This window comes from Granulicella mallensis MP5ACTX8, from assembly GCF_000178955.2.
Lineage (GTDB): Bacteria > Acidobacteriota > Terriglobia > Terriglobales > Acidobacteriaceae > Granulicella > Granulicella mallensis.
Genome location: NC_016631.1, coordinates 3281243 through 3298398 on the forward strand (window position 1 = coordinate 3281243; position 17156 = coordinate 3298398).

The following is a 17156-nucleotide window of genomic DNA, read 5'->3' on the forward strand; positions in this document are numbered from 1 at the left end:
GCCCCCTTAATTCGGTGGCTTTACATGCACACCCATCATAGATGCGCAGCGGTGGAAAACGATGCAATCGTCCCCGAAACGGGGACTCTAGGGAGTGTCGAGCAATGTTTTTGTGACGCCCCCGGCAATTCGGAGCGAAAGCAGCTCAACTTCCGGCGAAAGCAGCTGACGCAAACGCGTCTCAGCCTCAAGAAAGGTCGTCCCTTCCGCCAGAAACAGCAATACCGAGGGGCCGGCTCCGCTCAACGCGACACCTGCGATCTCCGGCTCTTCGGCCAGCGGAAGCAACTGCTTGAGCAGCGGACAGGCTTCCATCCGGTACGGCTGATGCATCCGGTCCTGCATGGCAGTACGGAGCAGACCTAATCTCCCCTGGGCAAATGCGGCAACTAATAAGGAAGCGCGCTGCACGTTGAAGATCGTGTCAGCCTTTGCATAGCTTTCCGGCAACAGCGCACGGGCCTGCTTCGTTGCAAGGCTGGTGGCCTGAACCGCCAGGACTAACCCCCAGCCGGGATCTCCGGCAAACGTAGCCACCTCTACGTCGTCCCCTTGCTGGGTTGAAACCGTAAAGCCGCCGTACCAGCATGCGGCGACATTGTCCGGGTGGCCTTCAAGGCGGCTTGCTTCAGAGACAATCCCCGCATCGCCAAGCTCAAGGCCGCCAAAGTGGTCAGCCAGTGCGACCCCAGCCAGCAGCGCGGCAGCACTCGAACCACAGCCCATACCCAGCGGAATTTCGTTGTGCAGAGCAAGCCGCAACGGAGCAATTCGCCGTCCTGCGTCGCTTAAGACACTGCGATAGGTATCGAGAATGAGATTGCGATCCAACGCCCCGCAAAGCTCGGCATCGCGGCCCGTGGCATGAATCTCAAAGCTGGACGCAGCATGCGCTTCCACGGAGAGATGCATCGACATTGCCAGTCCTGCGGCATCGAAACCAGGGCCCAGATTCGCTGAGGTCGCCGGCAGTACCAGGCGCACGCCACCTACGGTTGTCGCAGCACTCATGCGGTCTGGCCCGCCGTAGCAGCCACCGCATCCAGCGCCCGCAGAACGTCATCCACATTTGCGTCCAGCACCAGCGGAGCCTTTTGAAAGGCCTTGTGCTGGCCCAGCTCTGCAGGGGTTGCACCTGCAAGTTCCGCCGCATTGAACAGTTGGCCGCGATGGTACTGGATGGTGTACTCGGGATCCTTCAGGGTGTGGCCGGTCAGCAACAGCACCGCCGTCTCTTCCCTGCCAACATGGCCTGCCGCCACCAGCTTCTTCAAGCCCGCCAGCGTAACCGCCGACGCAGGCTCGCAGCCGATACCCTCGGCGCCAATCTCAGCTTTGGCCAACGCAATCTCTCGTTCATTGACCTGTTCGCACCACCCGCCGTTGGCCTTGAGGATGCGCACGGTCTTTCTCCAGGAGGCGGGATTGCCGATACGGATCGCCGTGGCCCGTGTATCAGCGACTACGGGCTCCAGGCTCTCCCCACCGTTCGCCTGCATGGCGCGGTAGAGCGGATTCGCTCCCTCGGCCTGGATGACACTGATCTTCGGCACACGCGAGATGAACCCAAGATGCTTCATCTCCGCGAAGCCCTTGCCCAGGGCGGCACAGTTTGCCAGATTGCCGCCGGGAACGATGACGTGATGCGGCACCTGCCAATCGGTCTGCTCCAGCATCTCGAACGCGGGCGTCTTTTGGCCCTCAAGTCTGTAAGGATTCACCGAGTTCAGCAGATAGATCGGAGCACGCCTCACGAGTTCCGTCAGCACGCGCACGCAGCCATCGAAGTCCGTGCGCAACTGGACGGTCATCGAGCCGTAGTCCATCGACTGCGAGAGCTTACCCCAGGCGATCTTGCCTTCGGGGATCAACACCATGCTGCGCAGACCGGCACGGGCAGCATAGGCTGCCATCGCCGCCGAGGTATTGCCGGTCGAGGCGCAGGCTACCCACTCGAAGCCACGCGAGACTGCTACCGACAGCGCCGCGGTCATCCCCGTGTCCTTGAACGACCCTGTGGGGTTCATGCCCTGGTGCTTGGCCAGCAGCCAGTTCATCCCTAACGCGGCAGCAGACTTCGGCAGCTCGTAGAGCGGCGTATTGCCCTCGCGAAGCGTAATGGCCTGATCGTCGGCGACAATCGGCAGCAGGTCACGAAAACGCCAGACACCGCTCTGGTCCACAGCTAAAGTCGAGGTTCTACGCTCCTGCCACAGATGCCTCAAAGCAAAAGGGTTAGGGCGATTGACCGGTACATCCTTAGCCGTAGTGCCCGAAGCACTTTCACTCCAGGGATACTCAACTTCATACAGATCGCCGCAGTCCGGGCAACGGAAGTCGCTACGAGCCGCTTCACCAGCTATTCTCTGGGCGCAGCCCGTGCATCGAAGCATGTGTGATTGCATACTCATGTGTTTCCATAGATTATCGCAGAGGTATGAACTTGAGACTCATGAGACGTTCTGTTCCCCTCCGTGCACTCCTCACCCTTGCGTTGCTTGTCGTCTTGAGCGCGGTTGCCCAGGGGCAGACCAAAGAACTCCATATCGCCGCCGCTGCCGACCTGCAACCGGTCATGCCGACCCTCGTTCAGGCCTATGAACACGCCACCGGAATCAAGATCGTCGCGTCCTTCGGTTCGACGGCGACGCTAACCCAGCAGTTGATGAACGGCGATCCCCAGGACGTCTTTCTCGCGGCAGACTACACCCACCCGGAACAACTGGTAGCCGCAAACCTCACGGTGGAACACAGCCCAGTCCCGTATGCCAACGGAGTCCTGGTGCTCTGGGCACGCAAAGACTCTCCGGCCCAACCGCTGACCCTCGACGTCCTGACCGAGCCTCGCGTGCAGAAGATTGCCGTCGCCAACGATCAACATGCGCCCTATGGCGTGGCCGCGACCAAGGCGCTCGCAGCGCTGCATCTCACCGACAAGGTCGCCGGCAAGCTCGTAGTCGCGGAGAACATCGCGCAGACGGCTCAGTTCGCCGAGTCCGGCAACGCCCAGGTGGGGCTTATCTCGCTAACCATCGCCAGTTCGCCTCACTTTCGCGAGATCGGCAGCTATATCCGTTTCCCGCGCATCTACCCCGCTATCCGGCAATGCGGCGTTACCCTGAAAGCCTCGAAGAACCAGAGCGAGGCCCAGGATTTCCTGCGCTGGCTGACGAGCAACGACGTCCAATCGAAGCTGCAGACGATGGGGCTCGATCCCGCAAGCTAGACTGAACTCACCATGGACTTCCCCGCGCTTGGCCTCACGCTACGTTTGGCCTGCCTCACGACGCTGCTGCTTCTGCTGCTCGCCATGCCGCTGGCTGCATGGATCGCCAGCGGCCAGAGTGCAGGCCGCCGTGTGGCGCAAGCCGCTGTGGCGCTGCCGCTCATTCTGCCCCCCACCGTGCTCGGCTTCTACATGCTGATGGGGCTGGGGCCCGCAACGGCGCTGGGACGCACGATCATTCGCTGCTTTGGACATCCCCTCGCCTTTACTTTCCCCGGAATCGTCCTTGGCTCCATGGTGTACAGCCTGCCCTTTGCGGTGCAGCCACTGGTGACAGGCTTTGCCGGCGTCGACCGCTCGCTACTGGAGACAGCCAGCGTGCTCGGCGCCGGCCCGTGGACGATCTTCCGCCGGATCGTTCTGCCGCTATCGCGCACCTCGTTCCTGACGGCTGCGGTCCTCACCTTTGCCCATACGGTGGGCGAGTTCGGCGTAGTTCTCATGATCGGCGGCGATATCCCGGGCGTTACGCGCACGCTTTCTATCTCGATCTTCGACCAGGTACAGGAGCTCAACTACGCTGCCGCCAATCGGACGGCGCTCTGGCTGGTGGTCCTTTCCTTCGCCGCGCTCCTGATCGTCTATACGCGTGGCCATCGCAGCCAGGGCGCGGAGCTGGGCTAAGATGGACACCCTGCAGAGTGCACCGCACCATCGGCTTGCCGTACACCGGCAACTCGGACCTCTGCGCTTCGACGTAGACCTTGAGTTCTCTGCCCCCTGGACGCTCATCTTCGGGCCCTCCGGCAGCGGTAAAAGCTCCCTGCTGCGTGCGATCAGCGGGCTGTCGGGACACGCCGGAACGGAGTTTGCGAGACACAATGCAGGAGGCCAGTGGAGCATCCTCTCGCCACGATTGGCGACGAACCTTCGCTCGCTAAGCTACGCCCCGCAAAGCCCGACGCTCTTCCCGCATCTCACCGTGCGCGAGAACGTGGCTTTCCCCTCCCAATCCCTTGCAAAAGCCCCAAACCACACGCTGCTGGTGGAACAGGCATTGGAGCTTTTCGAAGTAACCGGCCATGCCGATCGGTTGCCGAGCAAGCTGTCCGGGGGAGAACGCCAACGCGTCAATCTGGCGCGTGCCTTTGCCGTTCCGGAGGCGAGGCTGATGCTTCTCGACGAGCCCTTCTCCGGCGTCGATCGCGCGATGCGCGATGCCCTGCTTCCCCGCATGCAGGCCTGGCTGCAACAGAACAAGATCCCAGTGATCTCGGTAAGCCACGATGTGGATGAAGCTCTGCTCCTGCGGGCGGAGGTCGTTGTGCTTGCCCAGGGATCGGTCGTGAATCAAGGGCCAGCTGCTGAAGTTCTGAACGAGGAGCGGGTGCGGATGTTGAAGATTCTTGGCTCGGGTTAGATCTGTCCTTGCTTTTCTTGTTGTCATTCCCGTAGGGAATCTGCTTCTGCTCCCGCCCCTTTACGCGGGCGAGACCTCCGTTCTGCAGGCTATGCCTTGTGGTGTGAGTGGCTATCTGGCGGAAAGCAGATTCCCTGCGGGAATGACAACAAGAAAAGCAAAAACGAGCCGCTACCCGAGCACCACCGGTTCCCGTTCCAGTCGAATCCCGAACCGAATCTCTACCCCGGCCACAATCTCTTCTTCCAAATGCTCAACATCCGCAAACGTCGCGCCCCCGCGATTGGTCAGCGCCAACGTATGGCGCGTCGAGATTCCCGCCGGACCGACACCATATCCCTTGACGAAGCCCGCACGTTCCAGCAACCAGGCTGCAGGCAGCTTCACGCAGCCCTCGCCCGCAGGCCAGCTAGGCACGTCTTTAACCTCGCCCCCCACAGCTTTGGCGACCTCTGGAAGCAACGACGCAGCTACCACCGGGTTTTTGAAGAACGACCCCGCACTACGGCAGTCCGGATCACCCTCGACAATCAGCATTCCCTTTGCCCGGCGAATCTCACGCACAGCAGCAGCGACCGCGACCAGCGACGGCGTTGGGTGAGCATCTGCGAAATGCTTCTGAAGATCGGCATAACGCAGCGTAGGCACTCCTCCCGCCCGAAGCTGAAAGCGTACGCGCGTAACGATATAACGGCCGCGAGCGTCCGTATTGAACAAGCTCGCGCGATAGCGGAACCGGCACTCCTGCTTCGAAAGATCGACGAAGGCCTTCGCCTGCCGGTCGAAGGCCCGCACCGACACAATCGTCTCCGAGACCTCCTGCCCGTAGGCCCCCACGTTCTGCACCGGAGTTCCCCCCACGCTGCCCGGAATCCCGGCAAGGCACTCGATACCGGCACACTCCGCCGCGACGGCCCGTGCGACAAATCCGTCCCAGGATTCGCCCGCACCGACCTCGAACACCCCATCGCCCAGCGCCTCGATGCCCGCAATCTTCATCTGGAGCACAAGACCGGCAAAGCCTTCGTCATGCACCAGCAGGTTGCTGCCGCCGCCCAGCAGGAAGAGCTCTACCCCCTGCGCTTCAGCCCAGGCAACGGCAGCCGCAACCTCCTGTTCCGTCGTCGCTTCGGCAAAATATCGTGCGGGGCCGCCGATTCGAAAGGTGGTCAACGGGGCGAGAGGAACGTCTTCACGGAGGGGCAGGCTTGCAGAGGTCACGGCTTCGAGAATACCCCCTTAAAACCCTAACCACAGGTGCCCTTTTTGATGCGACCAAAGCAAGAGCCGTACAATCAAATACAGAACGTAAGGTCCCAGGAGGAAGTAAATGTATCCAGAGTTGATGGTAATTCCGATGCGCGAAGAGTTGACGAAGGCCGGTGTGCAGGAAGCACGCTCCAGCGCGGACGTCGATGCCGCTGTTGCACAGCCCGGAACCACGATGCTCGTCGTCAATTCCATCTGCGGCTGCGCCGCGGGCAAGATGCGCCCAGGCGTACGTCTCGCGCTGCAGCACACCACCAAGCCCGACCATGCCGTAACGGTCTTCGCCGGCCAGGACCGCGAAGCCACCGACCGTGCCCGCAGCTACTTCCAGGGACATCCGCCGACGTCGCCTGCCATCGCCATCCTGCGCGACGGACAGCTCGTCTACCTGATGCAGCGCTCCGCGATCGAAAGCTCGACCGCTCCGGCGATTGCCCAGGAACTGACCCGCGCCTTCGAGACCTACTGCTCGAAAGCAACGGCCTAAAAGCAGGGATTAGGGAACAGGGATTAGGGATTAGGGATTAGAAAACAGGAAACAGCGCACCAGGGCTGTTTCCTGTTTTCTGTTCCCTAATCCCTGCATTTGATAGCCTTGCAAGCATGACCTCTAATAACGCAGAGCTTCGTGTCGCCATTCTTGGCACCGGCAAGATGGGCGGCATTCTGCTGCAAGGCTTTCTGAAAGCCGGGTTCCTCAAACCCGAGCAGATCTTCGCGACCGTTGCGCACGAAGCACGGGCACAAGCTCTTTCCAGCCAGCTTGGCATCACCGTCACAACCGACAATCTTGAGGCCGCGCAAAAGGCTGACGTCATCCTGCTCGGCGTAAAGCCCTTTCAGATCGCGGACGTAGTCCACCAGATCAAGCCCGCGCTCACTCCGGGCAAACTGCTGGTGTCGTTCGCGGCCTCGGTCAAGACCCGCGCCATTGAAGACGCTGCCGGTGCGGAGATCGCGGTGGTACGCGCCATGCCCAATACCCCGTCGATGGTCGGCGCGGGCATTGCCGCTCTCTGCCGGGGCAGGTTTGTCACGGACGAACAACTGCGCATCGCCGAACAGATCTTCGCGACCGTCGGACGTACCGTCGTCGTCGATGAAAAGCACATGGACGCTGTAACGGGCCTCTCCGGCTCCGGACCAGCCTTCCTGTACATCATCATCGAGGCCCTTGCCGAAGCGGGCGTCAACGTCGGTCTGCCCCGCGACATCGCAACCCAACTGGCCGCACAGACCACCTACGGCGCGGCCAAGATGGTGCTCGAGACCGGCTCCCATCCCGCGCTGCTCAAGGATGAGGTCACCACCCCTGCCGGTTGCACCGTCGACGGCATCCTCGAACTGGAAGAGGGTGGCCTGCGCGTGACACTTATCAAGGCCGTTAAACGCGCAACGCAACGAGCTCGTGAGCTCGCGAACAGCTAAGCGCACTATCATCGAAACATGAGCGGAATCGTACGTGCGTTGCGCAACGGGCGCGGCCTCACAGCCTATGCGTGGTGTGTGCTGGCCTTCATGGTCCTCGTCGTCCTGGAGGGCGCCATCGTGCGTGCCACAGGCTCCGGCGCTGGTTGCGGCAATCACTGGCCGCTGTGCAACGGTGACTTCTTTCCCCATCACCCACGGCTGGCTACGATCATCGAATACACGCATCGGTCGATGACCGGCTTCTGCTCTACGATGGTTGCGATCCTGATCGCCTGGGTCTTCTTCGCTCGGTCCAAGGGCGATCGCGCGCGAAGAGCCGCGGTCTGGGTTGGAGTTTTGCTGTTGACCGAAGCCCTGCTGGGCGCGGTGCTGGTGAAAGGCGGCTATGTCGAGACCAATGCCTCGAACGCCCGCGTCTTCATGCAGTGCATCCACTTCACCAATACGATGCTGCTGATCGCCGCACTGACCCTCACGGTCTGGTGGCTACGTGTTAGGTCCGGCTTCGAGTCCAGACTCGCACCGGAGGCCAGAAGCCTGGCGTGGCTCTCTATCGTGGCTACGCTGGTGGTAGGCGCAACGGGCTCTGTGGCCGCACTTGCCGACACGCTCTTTCCCTCCCCCTCCGTCCTCGCGGGTCTGGCCGATGACTTCGCAGCAGCAGCGCCGCTGATGGTGCGTATGCGCTGGCTGCATCCTGCCGCCGCCTTGGTCGGCGTTGTCTGTGTTGCGTGGCTCTACCTGCGAGTTCGATCGAAGGCCGCGCGCTGGGTGATGGCACTGCTCGTATTGCAAATCGTGCTTGGCGTAGGGGACGTACTTCTTCTCGCGCCAACATGGATGCAGGTGTTGCACCTGCTTGGCGCGGACCTTTATTGGATCGCGTTGATCGCGCTGGGTGCGGATATCATCGCGCCACAACGAAGTTAAAGCGGCTGCAACGCTTAGCTTTTGCCTTTCTTGTTTGTCATTCCGAGCGCAGCGAGCGAATCTGCTTCCTCCCGTTCTTTGGTCGTATCACCCAAAAGCCGGTGGCCAGGACCGACGTCGCTTGATCGGGCTAGCCACTGTGGTGGCGCAGGCGAAAAACGGGAGGAAGCAGATTCGCTCGCTACGCTCGGAATGACAAACAAGAAAAGCAAAGGCAAGAGCAAAGATACTGCCACAGCTCTACTCAAACTGGCTCAAACACACTTCTCATCGGCCAGCGAAAGATGCTTGTCCAACGCATCGATCCCCCGATCAAGCTCCTCTTTGGTCACAATCAACGGTGGCGCAATGACAAAGTGGCTCACCCACGCCTGGATCGCAACGCCGTCGGCAAACATCTTGCCCGCAATCTGATCGACGAGCAGCGGCGCACCCGAGACCTTATCGGTATAGGTGTTGAATGGCTCCTTCGTCTCGCGGTTCTTGACGAGATCCACCGCCCAGAACAGGCCCTTACCCCGTACCTCGCCGATGCTGCGATGCTTCTCTTTCAAAGCCCGCAACTTCGATTCGACATAAGGCGCCAGTTCAGCGGCACGGTCGACGAGGTTCAAACGCTGCATCTCGTGGATCGTGGCGACCGCGGGAGCGAGCGTCATCGGATGCGCCTCATAGGTGTGCCCATGCGCAAAGTAGTGGTCGAGGAAGAAATCGCCGATCTTCTCCGAGGTTGCACAGAGTCCCAGAGGTACATACGCAGAGGTGATGCCCTTCGCCGTAACCAGAATGTCCGGGGTCACTCCCCAGTGCTCGACGGCAAACCACTTGCCCGTACGGCCCCAGCCGGTCATTACTTCGTCGGCGATCATTAGCACGCCGTTCTCATCGCAGATCTTCCGCAGCTTCGGGAAGTATTCGTCCGGCGGAACGAGGACGCCGTTCGTTCCCACGATCGGCTCCAGCAACACCGCGGCCACATCCGACTCATTCCGAATCATGTGCTCGATGTAGTCAGCACAGGCGACGCCGCACTGCGGATAGGTATGCTTCATCGGGCACCGATAGCAGTTGACCTCCGGGCCAAAGACGACGCCCGGCCCCTTACCGCCCGGCTCCATCGCCCAGCGGCGCGGATCGCCGGTCGCTGCAATGCTTCCCGACGTCGAGCCATGATAGGAGCGGTAGCGTGCGATGATCTTCGACTTGCCCGTATACATGCGGGCAATCTTGAACGCGGCCTCATTGGCCTCCGTGCCGGAGGTCGTGAAGAAGAACTTGTTGATCCCCTCGGGCAAGACCTCAAGTAACAGCTTCGAGAGTTCGGCCCGCGTCGCGGTTGCATAACCCGGCATGGCGTAGGGCAACTCACGAGCCTGCTGCGCGATGGATTCCACTACCACCGGATTCTTGTGGCCCAGGTTGACGCACATCAACTGCGACGAGAAGTCGAGGTAGCGCTTGCCCGCGCCGTCGATGATGTAGCAGTCCTCAGCGTCGGCGATGTGCACGGGGTTCCAGCTCTTCTGGAAACGCCAGGTGCCATAGTTCAGGCGGCGGGTAAGATCGACGATCTCTTCAGAGGTCATGCCGTGCATGTTTTGCGGAAGCGTATCGGTAGGGCTCATACATTGCCTTTCGTGTCAGTGAGTGCGAGCGGCAGACGCCGGGCATGACCCAGCATCAGTAGATAATAAAGTCCGCCGGACAGGAAAAACCCGACGAACCAGGCGTAGTCATAGAGAAACGCGATCTGAGGAACGAACCGCCCGATCAGCGCCACCGTTACCCCTAAGATAAGCGCGATCAGGGCGACGGGATTGAAACCATTCTTGTACTCGTAGATTCCCCCGCGACGATAGAGCGAGTATGTATCAAGCTGCTTGTGGCGCACGAGAAAGTAATCGACGACCATGATGCCTGCAACCGGGCCAAGCAGTCCCGAATAACCCACCAGCCAGCCGAACACATAACTGCCGAACGTCGCCATCAGCTTCCAGGGCATCATCGCGAGTCCGAGGAACCCCGTAATCAGCCCACCGGTACGAAAGCTGATCAGCCGAGGCGCGAGGTTCGAGAAGTCGTTCGACGGCCCGACCACGTTAGCGCCGATATTCACGTTCATCGTCGCAATCAACAGTCCCACCAGGCCGAGCAGCGCGATCCACGGTTGATGAAACTTGCCCAGCAGCGTCACCGGATTCCATATTGGCTCGCCAAACACCACCGTCGAGGCGGAGGTCACGGCGATCCCCACAAACGAGTACAGGGTCATCGCCACCGGCAACCCGAAGGCTTGCCCCGCAATCTGTGAGTCCTGGCTCTTCGCATACCTTGTGAAGTCCGGGATATTCAGCGACACCGTAGCCCAGTATCCGACCATCGCCGTAAGCGAGGGAAAGAAGAAGTGCCAGAACCCGGCATGCGTCGCAAACTTACTGGGAGCCGCCAGCATTGGCCCAAAGCCGCCCGCGCGATGCAGCATGTATCCCAGCAGCACCAGCGACAGAATCAGCATCAAGGGCGCGGAGAAACTCTGCAGGAACCGGATCGACTCCACCCCCCGCCATACCACCAGCATATTGAGAGCCCAGAACCCTAGAAAGCATAGCCACGTCACGCTCGGCATATGCTCGGCCCGTGGCCACAACACCACGACCATCGCCGCAATCGCCTGTCCGCCGATCCACGATTGAATCCCGAACCAGCCGCACGCGACGATCGCACGCAGCATCGCCGGGATATTCGCCCCCACCGGCCCGAAGGAGGCTCGTACAAAGACCGGGAACGGAATGCCGTACTTCGCTCCCGCATGGGCATTCAGCAGCATAGGAATGAGGACAATCAGATTGCCCAACAGGATCGTACCCACCGCCTGTTTCCAGTTCATCCCGCCGGCGATCAATGACGCCGCCAGCATGTAGGTCGTCACCTCCATCGACATGGAGAACCACAGAGCGATGTAGTTATACGTGCTCCAGGTACGCTGCGAGGGCTCCGTCGGCGCAAGGTCTGCGTTGTACAGGCGTGGATCGGGCGCAAACTCCGCCCCCATCTGATCGCTGTCCAATACGGCCCTCGTAACGGTTGGAATCAAGCAAACCCTCCGGCATTCGCCTCGCGCCGCACAAATCGTCCTCGTCCGGTCGCGCCCAGAAACTTCCCGGGCTGTACGGTATTGTCGACCACGAGCTCTCCACGGGAGAACACCTTTGCGGCGTTGCCCTGCACCTTCCAACCTTCAAACATGGAGTAGTCGGTGGCCATGCACTGCGTCGCCGCCGAGATGGTGTACTCCGCCTTCGGGTCCCAGAGCAGAATGTCAGCGTCCAGCCCCGGAGCGATGGTGCCCTTCTGCTTGCCCATGCCAAAGATACGAGCCGGTGCCGTGCAGCAGAGCTCGACGAACTTCTCCTGCGTGATGCGTCCGGCATTCACGCCAAAATGCCACAGGATCTGCAAGCGGTTTTCGATACCCGGACCGCCGTTTGGAATCTTCGTAAAGTTACCGCGCCCGAGTTCCTTCTGATCGGCAAAGCGGAAGGGACAATGGTCGGTCGAAACAACCGAGAGCGATCCCTCCACAAGCGCCTTCCACAGCGGAGCCTGATGCCGTTTTTCGCGGAGCGGTGGCGTGAAGACGAACTTCGCCTCCTCCCAGCTCTTGCCGGGCATCTGGTCTTCGAGAGAGAGCACCAGGTACTGCGTACAGGTTTCAGCCAGCGCCTTTGCGCCGCGTGCCTGCATGAACTTCAATTCGTCCAGCGCGTACTCGTTCGACAGATGCACGATGTAGACCGCCGCTCCGGCCATATCGGCAAGAGCGATAGCCCGATGCGTTGCTTCTGCCTCAGCCTTCGGCGAACGCGAGAGCGCGTGATAGTGCGGAGCCGTCTTCCCTTCGGCAATCATCTGCGCCACGACGATATCAATCGCGCTGCCGTTCTCCGCATGGATGCAACATAGAGCGTTCAAGGCCGCAGCCTTCTGCATGACCTTGAACATCAGGCCGTCGTCGATCATCAGCACGCCTGGATAAGCCATGAACAGCTTGAAGCTCGAGATACCAGCAGCCAGCATCTCCTCCATCTCGCGCAAACCTTGCGAACCATCCCCAGGCCCAAGGTCGGTTACCGCCATATGCAGCGAGAAGTCCACACACGCCTTGTTGTCGGACTTCTTAAGCCAGGTAGCCAGCGCCTCCTTCATGGTGTGGCCCTGCGACTGCAGGGCAAAGTCGATCACCGTTGTCGTGCCTCCGACTGCGGCGGCCTGCGTGCCCGTAGTGTAGTCATCCGCCGAAGTCGTTCCACCAAAGGGCATGTCGAGATGGGTGTGCACATCAATACCGCCCGGCATCACCAGCAGGCCCGTCGCATCGACAACAGTATGGCCCGCAATATCCAGTCCCGGCCCCACCTTCGCGATCTTCTCGCCTTCCATCAACACATCGAGCAACTGCGAACGATCCGAACTTACCACTGTTCCGTTCTGAATCAGCGTTCCCATGTCCCTCACCCTCCAACTCGCAACTCGAAACTCGAGCCTGAAAGCCGCTTTCTACAGATTCGGATTCCCCGCATCCGCTGCGTTCTGCGGCACAATTCCCGCAGCCACGCGCTCTTCCCAGGTCTGCGGTGGCAGCCCGGTATCGATCCGCTCCATCGTGATGCACTCCGGCACAGGACAGACCAATGAGCATAGATTACAGCCCACGCACTCCACCTCATCGACGCGTGGAATACGCGAGAGCGGCGTGCGATACGGCCCGTCAACACCTGCCCCATCGATATCGAGCTTCGGAATCGGCGTCGTGCTGATACGTCCGCGACTCTCAGCAGCGACCATGTCCGGCGTGCGCGTATGATCCGGCGCGGGCAGCGTGCGGTCGAGATGGATGCACTGATGTGCGCCATCCCAGCAGGCCGTATAGCAGAGGTCGCAGCCGATGCATTTAGACTCGTGAATACGCGCGACAACCTTGTAATTCAGGTTGAGGTGCTTCCACTCGCGAACCTTGGGCAGTGAGAGACCTCGGAAGTCATCAAGCGTCTCATAGCCCTTGCGGCGCATCCACGACTGCAGGCCATCGGCCATATCTTCGACGATGCGATAGCCATAGTGCATCGCGGCAGTGCAGACCTGCACTGTACCGGACCCCAGCAGAATGAACTCCGCGGCATCCTGCCAGGTGCCGATGCCTCCGATACCCGACATCGGCAGCGCGGCATCAGGATCCGACATCACCTGCTGCACCATGTTCAGCGCGATGGGCTTCACCGCAGGGCCGCAGTAGCCGCCATGCGAGCTCTTGCCATCGACCATCGGCCTCGGCTCCAGCGTGTCCAGATCGATGCTGGTAATCGAGTTGATCGTATTGATCGCCGAAAGTGCGTCCGCACCGCCGCGCTTGGCCGCTCGCGCCGGAATGCGGATGTCGCTGATGTTCGGCGTCAACTTGACGATGACCGGCGTGCGAGCCTTCTCCTTCACCCAGCCGGTGATCTGCTCGCAGTACTCCGGCACCTGTCCGACGGCCGAGCCCATGCCGCGCTCGCTCATGCCGTGGGGGCAGCCGAAGTTCAACTCCAGCCCATCGGCACCGGCATCTTCAGCGCGCTGCACGATGTCATGCCACGTCTCGCGTTTGCTCTCGACCATCAACGACGCAATCACTACGTGCTTCGGATAGCGCCGCTTTACCTCGGAGATCTCACGGAGGTTCACCTCGATGGGCCGGTCGGAGATGAGTTCGATGTTATTGAAGCCCATCATCTTCTGGCCGTTCCAGTCGATCGACGAGTAGCGCGAGCTTACATTTGTGATCGGCTCGCCGATGGTCTTCCACACCGCCCCACCCCAGCCTGCATCGAAGGCGCGCATGATCTGCTCGCCGCAGTTGGTCGGCGGCGCAGACGCCAGCCAGAAGGGGTTGAGGCACTTAATTCCCGCGAATGTCGTCTCAAGCGTTGGCATCTTGGCCCTCTAACCACGCAGCGATTCCAATGCCTGCGCGCTTGCCGTCAGCGACGGCGTCCACCACTTCGCGACCGCCGTTCGTGCAGTCGCCCCCCGCGAAGTACTTTGGGTTCGACGTCTGCCCAGTGGCGCGATCGATCAGGATGCGGCCACGCTCGAGCTTTACCGTCGAGGTCTTGCCCTCCGCACCAGCCAGAAATTCCGTGTGCGTCGCTTGCCCAATGGCCAGCACGATCAGGTCAACCGGCAGCGAGAACTCATCCCCCGCCCTTGGAACTAACGATCCATCCGAAGTCATTTCCAGCTTCACGAGCTCCAATGCCTCTACCTTATCCGTGCCCTTCAGACCGACGGGCATCACATGCCACAGGAATTTCACACCCTCCTGCTTTGCATGCTCATACTCAAACGCAAACGCCGACATCTGTTCCGGCCCACGGCGATAGACCATGTGGACCTCGCGAGCTCCGAGCCGCACCGCCGCATTAGCAGCATCGATGGCCGTGTTGCCTGCGCCGATGACCGCAACCCGTTGCGGCGCGGACGTAATCTCTCCGCTCTTATATCCGGCAATATAGTCGAGCGCGTTGGTTACGCCCGCAGTCTCTTCTCCGGCTATGCCAAGTCTGTGGATCGCACCCAGGCCCAGCCCCAGGAACACGGCGTCGTGCGATGCCTCAAGCGCAGCAAGCTGCGCAGCATCGACGGTCGTGTTGAAGCGGAACTCCACACCAAGCTGAGAAAGCAGATCGATCTCACGCAGGCTCTCGGCAAGCGGCAGCTTATACTCGGCGATGCCATAGGTGTTCAAGCCACCCGGCAGAGGCCGCGCATCGAAGATCTCTGCGCGAATCCCACGACGGCGAAGCTCGGCAGCACAAGCCAGCGAGGCCGGGCCGCCGCCGATCAGCGCAACCGACTTGCCAGTGTCTTTTCCGGGAGAAAACGGCAGCGGAGCACCACTCTCGTGCAGAGCGTCCATCGCGAAGCGCTGCAGCCTGCCGATTTCGATTGGCTGCTTGTTATAGCGGTGCATCACGCAAGCGCCTTCGCAGAGCACCTCTACCGGACAGGCTCGCGAGCAGCTCGCGCCGAGGATATTCGCATCGAGGATGGTCTTCGCAGAGCCCTCAAGATTGTCACGGGCAATCTTCTTGATAAACCGTGGCACATCAATATGCGTAGGACAGGCGGCAGTACAGGGCGCGTCGAAGCAGTAGAGACATCGGTGGGCTTCCGTCACCGCAGCCGTCTTGTCAAAGGCCGGATGCAGGTCCGGAAACCGCGACGCGATCTCCGCCGAGCCGGGTGACTGTGAATAGAAGTTGGTCTGCTCGCTCATCGTGTCGATTGCCTCTCCTATCTCCGCGGTGTGACTCGCCAAAATAAAATGCTACGCCACCGCAGCCTTCTTCTGGCGTCGCGTGCCGGACAGATACAAACCTTTTCAGAAGTCACGATTATGCATCATTCTGACGAGAAAGCGTGAATCCAGGATATCGAAGGGAATACTCTTCGCCCTTGCCATACGCTATCGCCCTAATATCCATCCACAAGTCTTCTCGGCAAGCGAGTGAAACCCCGTCACAGCCTGTTCAATATGCTCACGCTTCGTATCCTCAGCCCGGTTATGGCTAAGCCCATTCAAGGACTGCACGAACATCATCACCGCAGGAATGCCCACGCGCGCCACCTCAGCCGCATCATGCAGCGGGCCCGAGGGAAGCCGCTCTGAAACTCCAGCTGTTTCGACGATCGCCTGATCGCAGAAAGCGATCAACTCCGGATGAAATGGAATCGGCTCAATCGACCAGATCTTCGCCCACTCCACCGTGCAGCCCTCTTCCTTCGCAAAACGCTCGCTGGCCTCTCTTGCTTCGCGCAGCATTCCAGCCAGTACCCCGGCATCGAGATCGCGCATATCGAGCGTCGTCTCGCAGCGCCCCACAACCGCCGTCACAATGCCAGGAAAGGTCTTCACACTGCCCATCGTCGCAACAGCTTGAGGGTGCTTGCGCGCGATAGGCCGAATCTCCAGCGCAAGTTTGGCAGCGGCTGCCAGCGCGTCGCGACGGACCTCCATGGGCGTCGAACCGGAGTGCGCCTCCTGGCCGCGAAAGATAATCGCCCATCGCTCCACCCCTTTGGTTCCCTGCACCACACCCAGCGATTTGCCGAGCCTCTCCAGAATCGGCCCCTGCTCGATATGAAGTTCGAGATACGCCGCAAGGTCCTTTTGTTCGACGCTCGCGTCCCCAATCTTCTCGACGGCAACGCCACACTGCTGGAGCGCGGCCTCCAGCGTCAGACCCTCACGATCTGTGCGGACACGATCGGCTTCGATACTGTGCGTCCCCGCAAAGGCGGAGGACCCAAACAGGCTGCGCCCAAAGCGTGCGCCTTCCTCATCGGCCCAGTCAACCAGTTTGATCGTGCAGGGCGGCTTGCCGTTGTACTGCTTGGAGAAGTTCGTCAGAACCTCAAGACCGGCGAGGACACCGAGGCAACCATCGAGCCAGCCGCCATTCGGCACAGAATCCAGATGGCTGCCGAGGACCAGCGCCTTCTCCGACTCGCCCTTCAATGTGACCCAGTGGTTCCCCGCAGCATCGTAGTGATGCTCTACCGGCAAAGCAGCAAGCTTCTGCTCGAACCACGCGCGGGCCTTTAGCCATACCGGCGACCACGCCACGCGCTGGGCCCCGTCCTCGTCGGCGGTCAGAGCACGAAGCTCGTCCAGATTGGTCAGCACTGCCTTGGGATCGATCATGCCAACACCTCAAGATGAAACGTTAGCACCTGGGCTCATTTTAATGCTCGGTAGAGATGAGCTGAGGCGCTCATCCGTTCAGGTTACCGAAGCGAATGGCGCGGACTATTGCAATCATGGCAACAATCGATAGA

Annotated in this window: 15 protein-coding genes; 6 read left to right on the forward strand and 9 right to left on the reverse strand. The window is 60.7% G+C overall.

Going from position 1 to position 17156, the window contains the following annotated elements; all coding sequences use genetic code 11:
* Positions 1 to 87 precede the first annotated feature (87 nt).
* Together thrB and thrC are read right to left on the reverse strand one after the other, a co-directional pair.
* Positions 88 to 1011: a homoserine kinase gene (thrB, locus tag ACIX8_RS13290; protein WP_014265862.1), complete on the reverse strand. Its 924-nt coding sequence runs from the start codon at positions 1009 to 1011 to the stop codon at positions 88 to 90.
* A complete protein-coding gene (gene thrC, locus ACIX8_RS13295; RefSeq protein WP_014265863.1) occupies positions 1008 to 2411 on the reverse strand; it encodes a threonine synthase in 1404 nt (467 codons plus the stop codon). The genes thrB and thrC overlap by 4 nt, the downstream gene beginning before the upstream one ends.
* 41 nt (positions 2412 to 2452) lie before the next feature.
* Between thrC and modA the strand changes: the two genes are divergently transcribed.
* From modA to ACIX8_RS13310, 3 genes are read left to right on the forward strand one after another with little or no spacing between them, the layout of a single operon-like run.
* Positions 2453 to 3226 carry a molybdate ABC transporter substrate-binding protein gene (gene modA / locus ACIX8_RS13300; protein ID WP_014265864.1) on the forward strand — a complete coding sequence of 258 codons (774 nt, stop codon included), beginning with the start codon at positions 2453 to 2455 and terminating at the stop codon, positions 3224 to 3226.
* A gap of 12 nt (positions 3227 to 3238) precedes the next feature.
* The gene (gene modB, locus ACIX8_RS13305) at positions 3239 to 3910 is read left to right on the forward strand and encodes a molybdate ABC transporter permease subunit (protein ID WP_014265865.1); all 672 of its coding nucleotides are present in this window, start codon (positions 3239 to 3241) and stop codon (positions 3908 to 3910) included.
* Between the two features lies 1 nt (position 3911).
* Positions 3912 to 4646 carry an ATP-binding cassette domain-containing protein gene (locus ACIX8_RS13310; RefSeq protein WP_014265866.1) on the forward strand — a complete coding sequence of 245 codons (735 nt, stop codon included), beginning with the start codon at positions 3912 to 3914 and terminating at the stop codon, positions 4644 to 4646.
* A gap of 171 nt (positions 4647 to 4817) precedes the next feature.
* On the opposite strand, the gene ACIX8_RS13315 is transcribed toward ACIX8_RS13310, so the two are convergent.
* Complete coding sequence (locus ACIX8_RS13315; protein WP_014265867.1) at positions 4818 to 5867, reverse strand: UDP-N-acetylmuramate dehydrogenase; 1050 nt, start codon at positions 5865 to 5867, stop codon at positions 4818 to 4820.
* A 109-nt stretch (positions 5868 to 5976) separates the two neighbouring features.
* Between ACIX8_RS13315 and ACIX8_RS13320 the strand changes: the two genes are divergently transcribed.
* The 3 genes from ACIX8_RS13320 (at position 5977) to ACIX8_RS13330 (ending at position 8276) form a co-directional block, all read left to right on the forward strand.
* Positions 5977 to 6402, forward strand: coding sequence for a BrxA/BrxB family bacilliredoxin (locus ACIX8_RS13320; protein ID WP_014265868.1), 426 nt, complete (start codon positions 5977 to 5979; stop codon positions 6400 to 6402).
* Positions 6403 to 6518: 116 nt separating this feature from the next.
* Positions 6519 to 7343 (forward strand): pyrroline-5-carboxylate reductase, encoded by an 825-nt coding sequence (gene proC / locus ACIX8_RS13325; RefSeq protein ID WP_014265869.1) that lies wholly within the window; start codon positions 6519 to 6521, stop codon positions 7341 to 7343.
* A gap of 18 nt (positions 7344 to 7361) precedes the next feature.
* Positions 7362 to 8276, forward strand: a complete 915-nt coding sequence (locus tag ACIX8_RS13330; RefSeq protein WP_014265870.1) for a COX15/CtaA family protein — start codon at positions 7362 to 7364, stop codon at positions 8274 to 8276.
* A 254-nt stretch (positions 8277 to 8530) separates the two neighbouring features.
* Here ACIX8_RS13330 and ACIX8_RS13335 read toward each other — a convergent pair whose 3' ends face one another.
* From ACIX8_RS13335 to ACIX8_RS13360, 6 genes are all read right to left on the reverse strand, one after another.
* Positions 8531 to 9901: an aminotransferase family protein gene (locus ACIX8_RS13335; RefSeq protein WP_014265871.1), complete on the reverse strand. Its 1371-nt coding sequence runs from the start codon at positions 9899 to 9901 to the stop codon at positions 8531 to 8533.
* Positions 9898 to 11370: an NCS1 family nucleobase:cation symporter-1 gene (locus tag ACIX8_RS13340; protein WP_014265872.1), complete on the reverse strand. Its 1473-nt coding sequence runs from the start codon at positions 11368 to 11370 to the stop codon at positions 9898 to 9900. The genes ACIX8_RS13335 and ACIX8_RS13340 overlap by 4 nt, the downstream gene beginning before the upstream one ends.
* A complete protein-coding gene (gene hydA, locus ACIX8_RS13345) occupies positions 11367 to 12782 on the reverse strand; it encodes a dihydropyrimidinase (RefSeq protein WP_014265873.1) in 1416 nt (471 codons plus the stop codon). The genes ACIX8_RS13340 and hydA overlap by 4 nt, the downstream gene beginning before the upstream one ends.
* A gap of 51 nt (positions 12783 to 12833) precedes the next feature.
* Positions 12834 to 14249 carry an NAD-dependent dihydropyrimidine dehydrogenase subunit PreA gene (preA, locus tag ACIX8_RS13350; protein WP_014265874.1) on the reverse strand — a complete coding sequence of 472 codons (1416 nt, stop codon included), beginning with the start codon at positions 14247 to 14249 and terminating at the stop codon, positions 12834 to 12836.
* Positions 14236 to 15594, reverse strand: a complete 1359-nt coding sequence (locus ACIX8_RS13355; protein ID WP_014265875.1) for an NAD(P)-dependent oxidoreductase — start codon at positions 15592 to 15594, stop codon at positions 14236 to 14238. Before ACIX8_RS13355 ends, preA begins: the two co-directional genes overlap by 14 nt.
* 189 nt (positions 15595 to 15783) lie before the next feature.
* A complete protein-coding gene (locus ACIX8_RS13360; RefSeq protein WP_014265876.1) occupies positions 15784 to 17022 on the reverse strand; it encodes a Zn-dependent hydrolase in 1239 nt (412 codons plus the stop codon).
* Positions 17023 to 17156 lie beyond the last annotated feature (134 nt).

Bases quoted from the DNA above. Each gene is read 5' to 3' on its own strand.
- thrB (WP_014265862.1), bottom strand. From the start codon at position 1,011: ATGAGTGCTGCGACAACCGTAGGTGGCGTGCGCCTGGTACTGCCGGCG.
- thrC (WP_014265863.1), bottom strand. From the start codon at position 2,411: ATGAGTATGCAATCACACATGCTTCGATGCACGGGCTGCGCCCAGAGA.
- modA (WP_014265864.1), top strand. From the start codon at position 2,453: ATGAGACGTTCTGTTCCCCTCCGTGCACTCCTCACCCTTGCGTTGCTT.
- modB (WP_014265865.1), top strand. From the start codon at position 3,239: ATGGACTTCCCCGCGCTTGGCCTCACGCTACGTTTGGCCTGCCTCACG.
- ACIX8_RS13310 (WP_014265866.1), top strand. From the start codon at position 3,912: ATGGACACCCTGCAGAGTGCACCGCACCATCGGCTTGCCGTACACCGG.
- ACIX8_RS13320 (WP_014265868.1), top strand. From the start codon at position 5,977: ATGTATCCAGAGTTGATGGTAATTCCGATGCGCGAAGAGTTGACGAAG.
- proC (WP_014265869.1), top strand. From the start codon at position 6,519: ATGACCTCTAATAACGCAGAGCTTCGTGTCGCCATTCTTGGCACCGGC.
- ACIX8_RS13330 (WP_014265870.1), top strand. From the start codon at position 7,362: ATGAGCGGAATCGTACGTGCGTTGCGCAACGGGCGCGGCCTCACAGCC.
- ACIX8_RS13335 (WP_014265871.1), bottom strand. From the start codon at position 9,901: ATGAGCCCTACCGATACGCTTCCGCAAAACATGCACGGCATGACCTCT.
- hydA (WP_014265873.1), bottom strand. From the start codon at position 12,782: ATGGGAACGCTGATTCAGAACGGAACAGTGGTAAGTTCGGATCGTTCG.
- preA (WP_014265874.1), bottom strand. From the start codon at position 14,249: ATGCCAACGCTTGAGACGACATTCGCGGGAATTAAGTGCCTCAACCCC.
- ACIX8_RS13355 (WP_014265875.1), bottom strand. From the start codon at position 15,594: ATGAGCGAGCAGACCAACTTCTATTCACAGTCACCCGGCTCGGCGGAG.
- ACIX8_RS13360 (WP_014265876.1), bottom strand. From the start codon at position 17,022: ATGATCGATCCCAAGGCAGTGCTGACCAATCTGGACGAGCTTCGTGCT.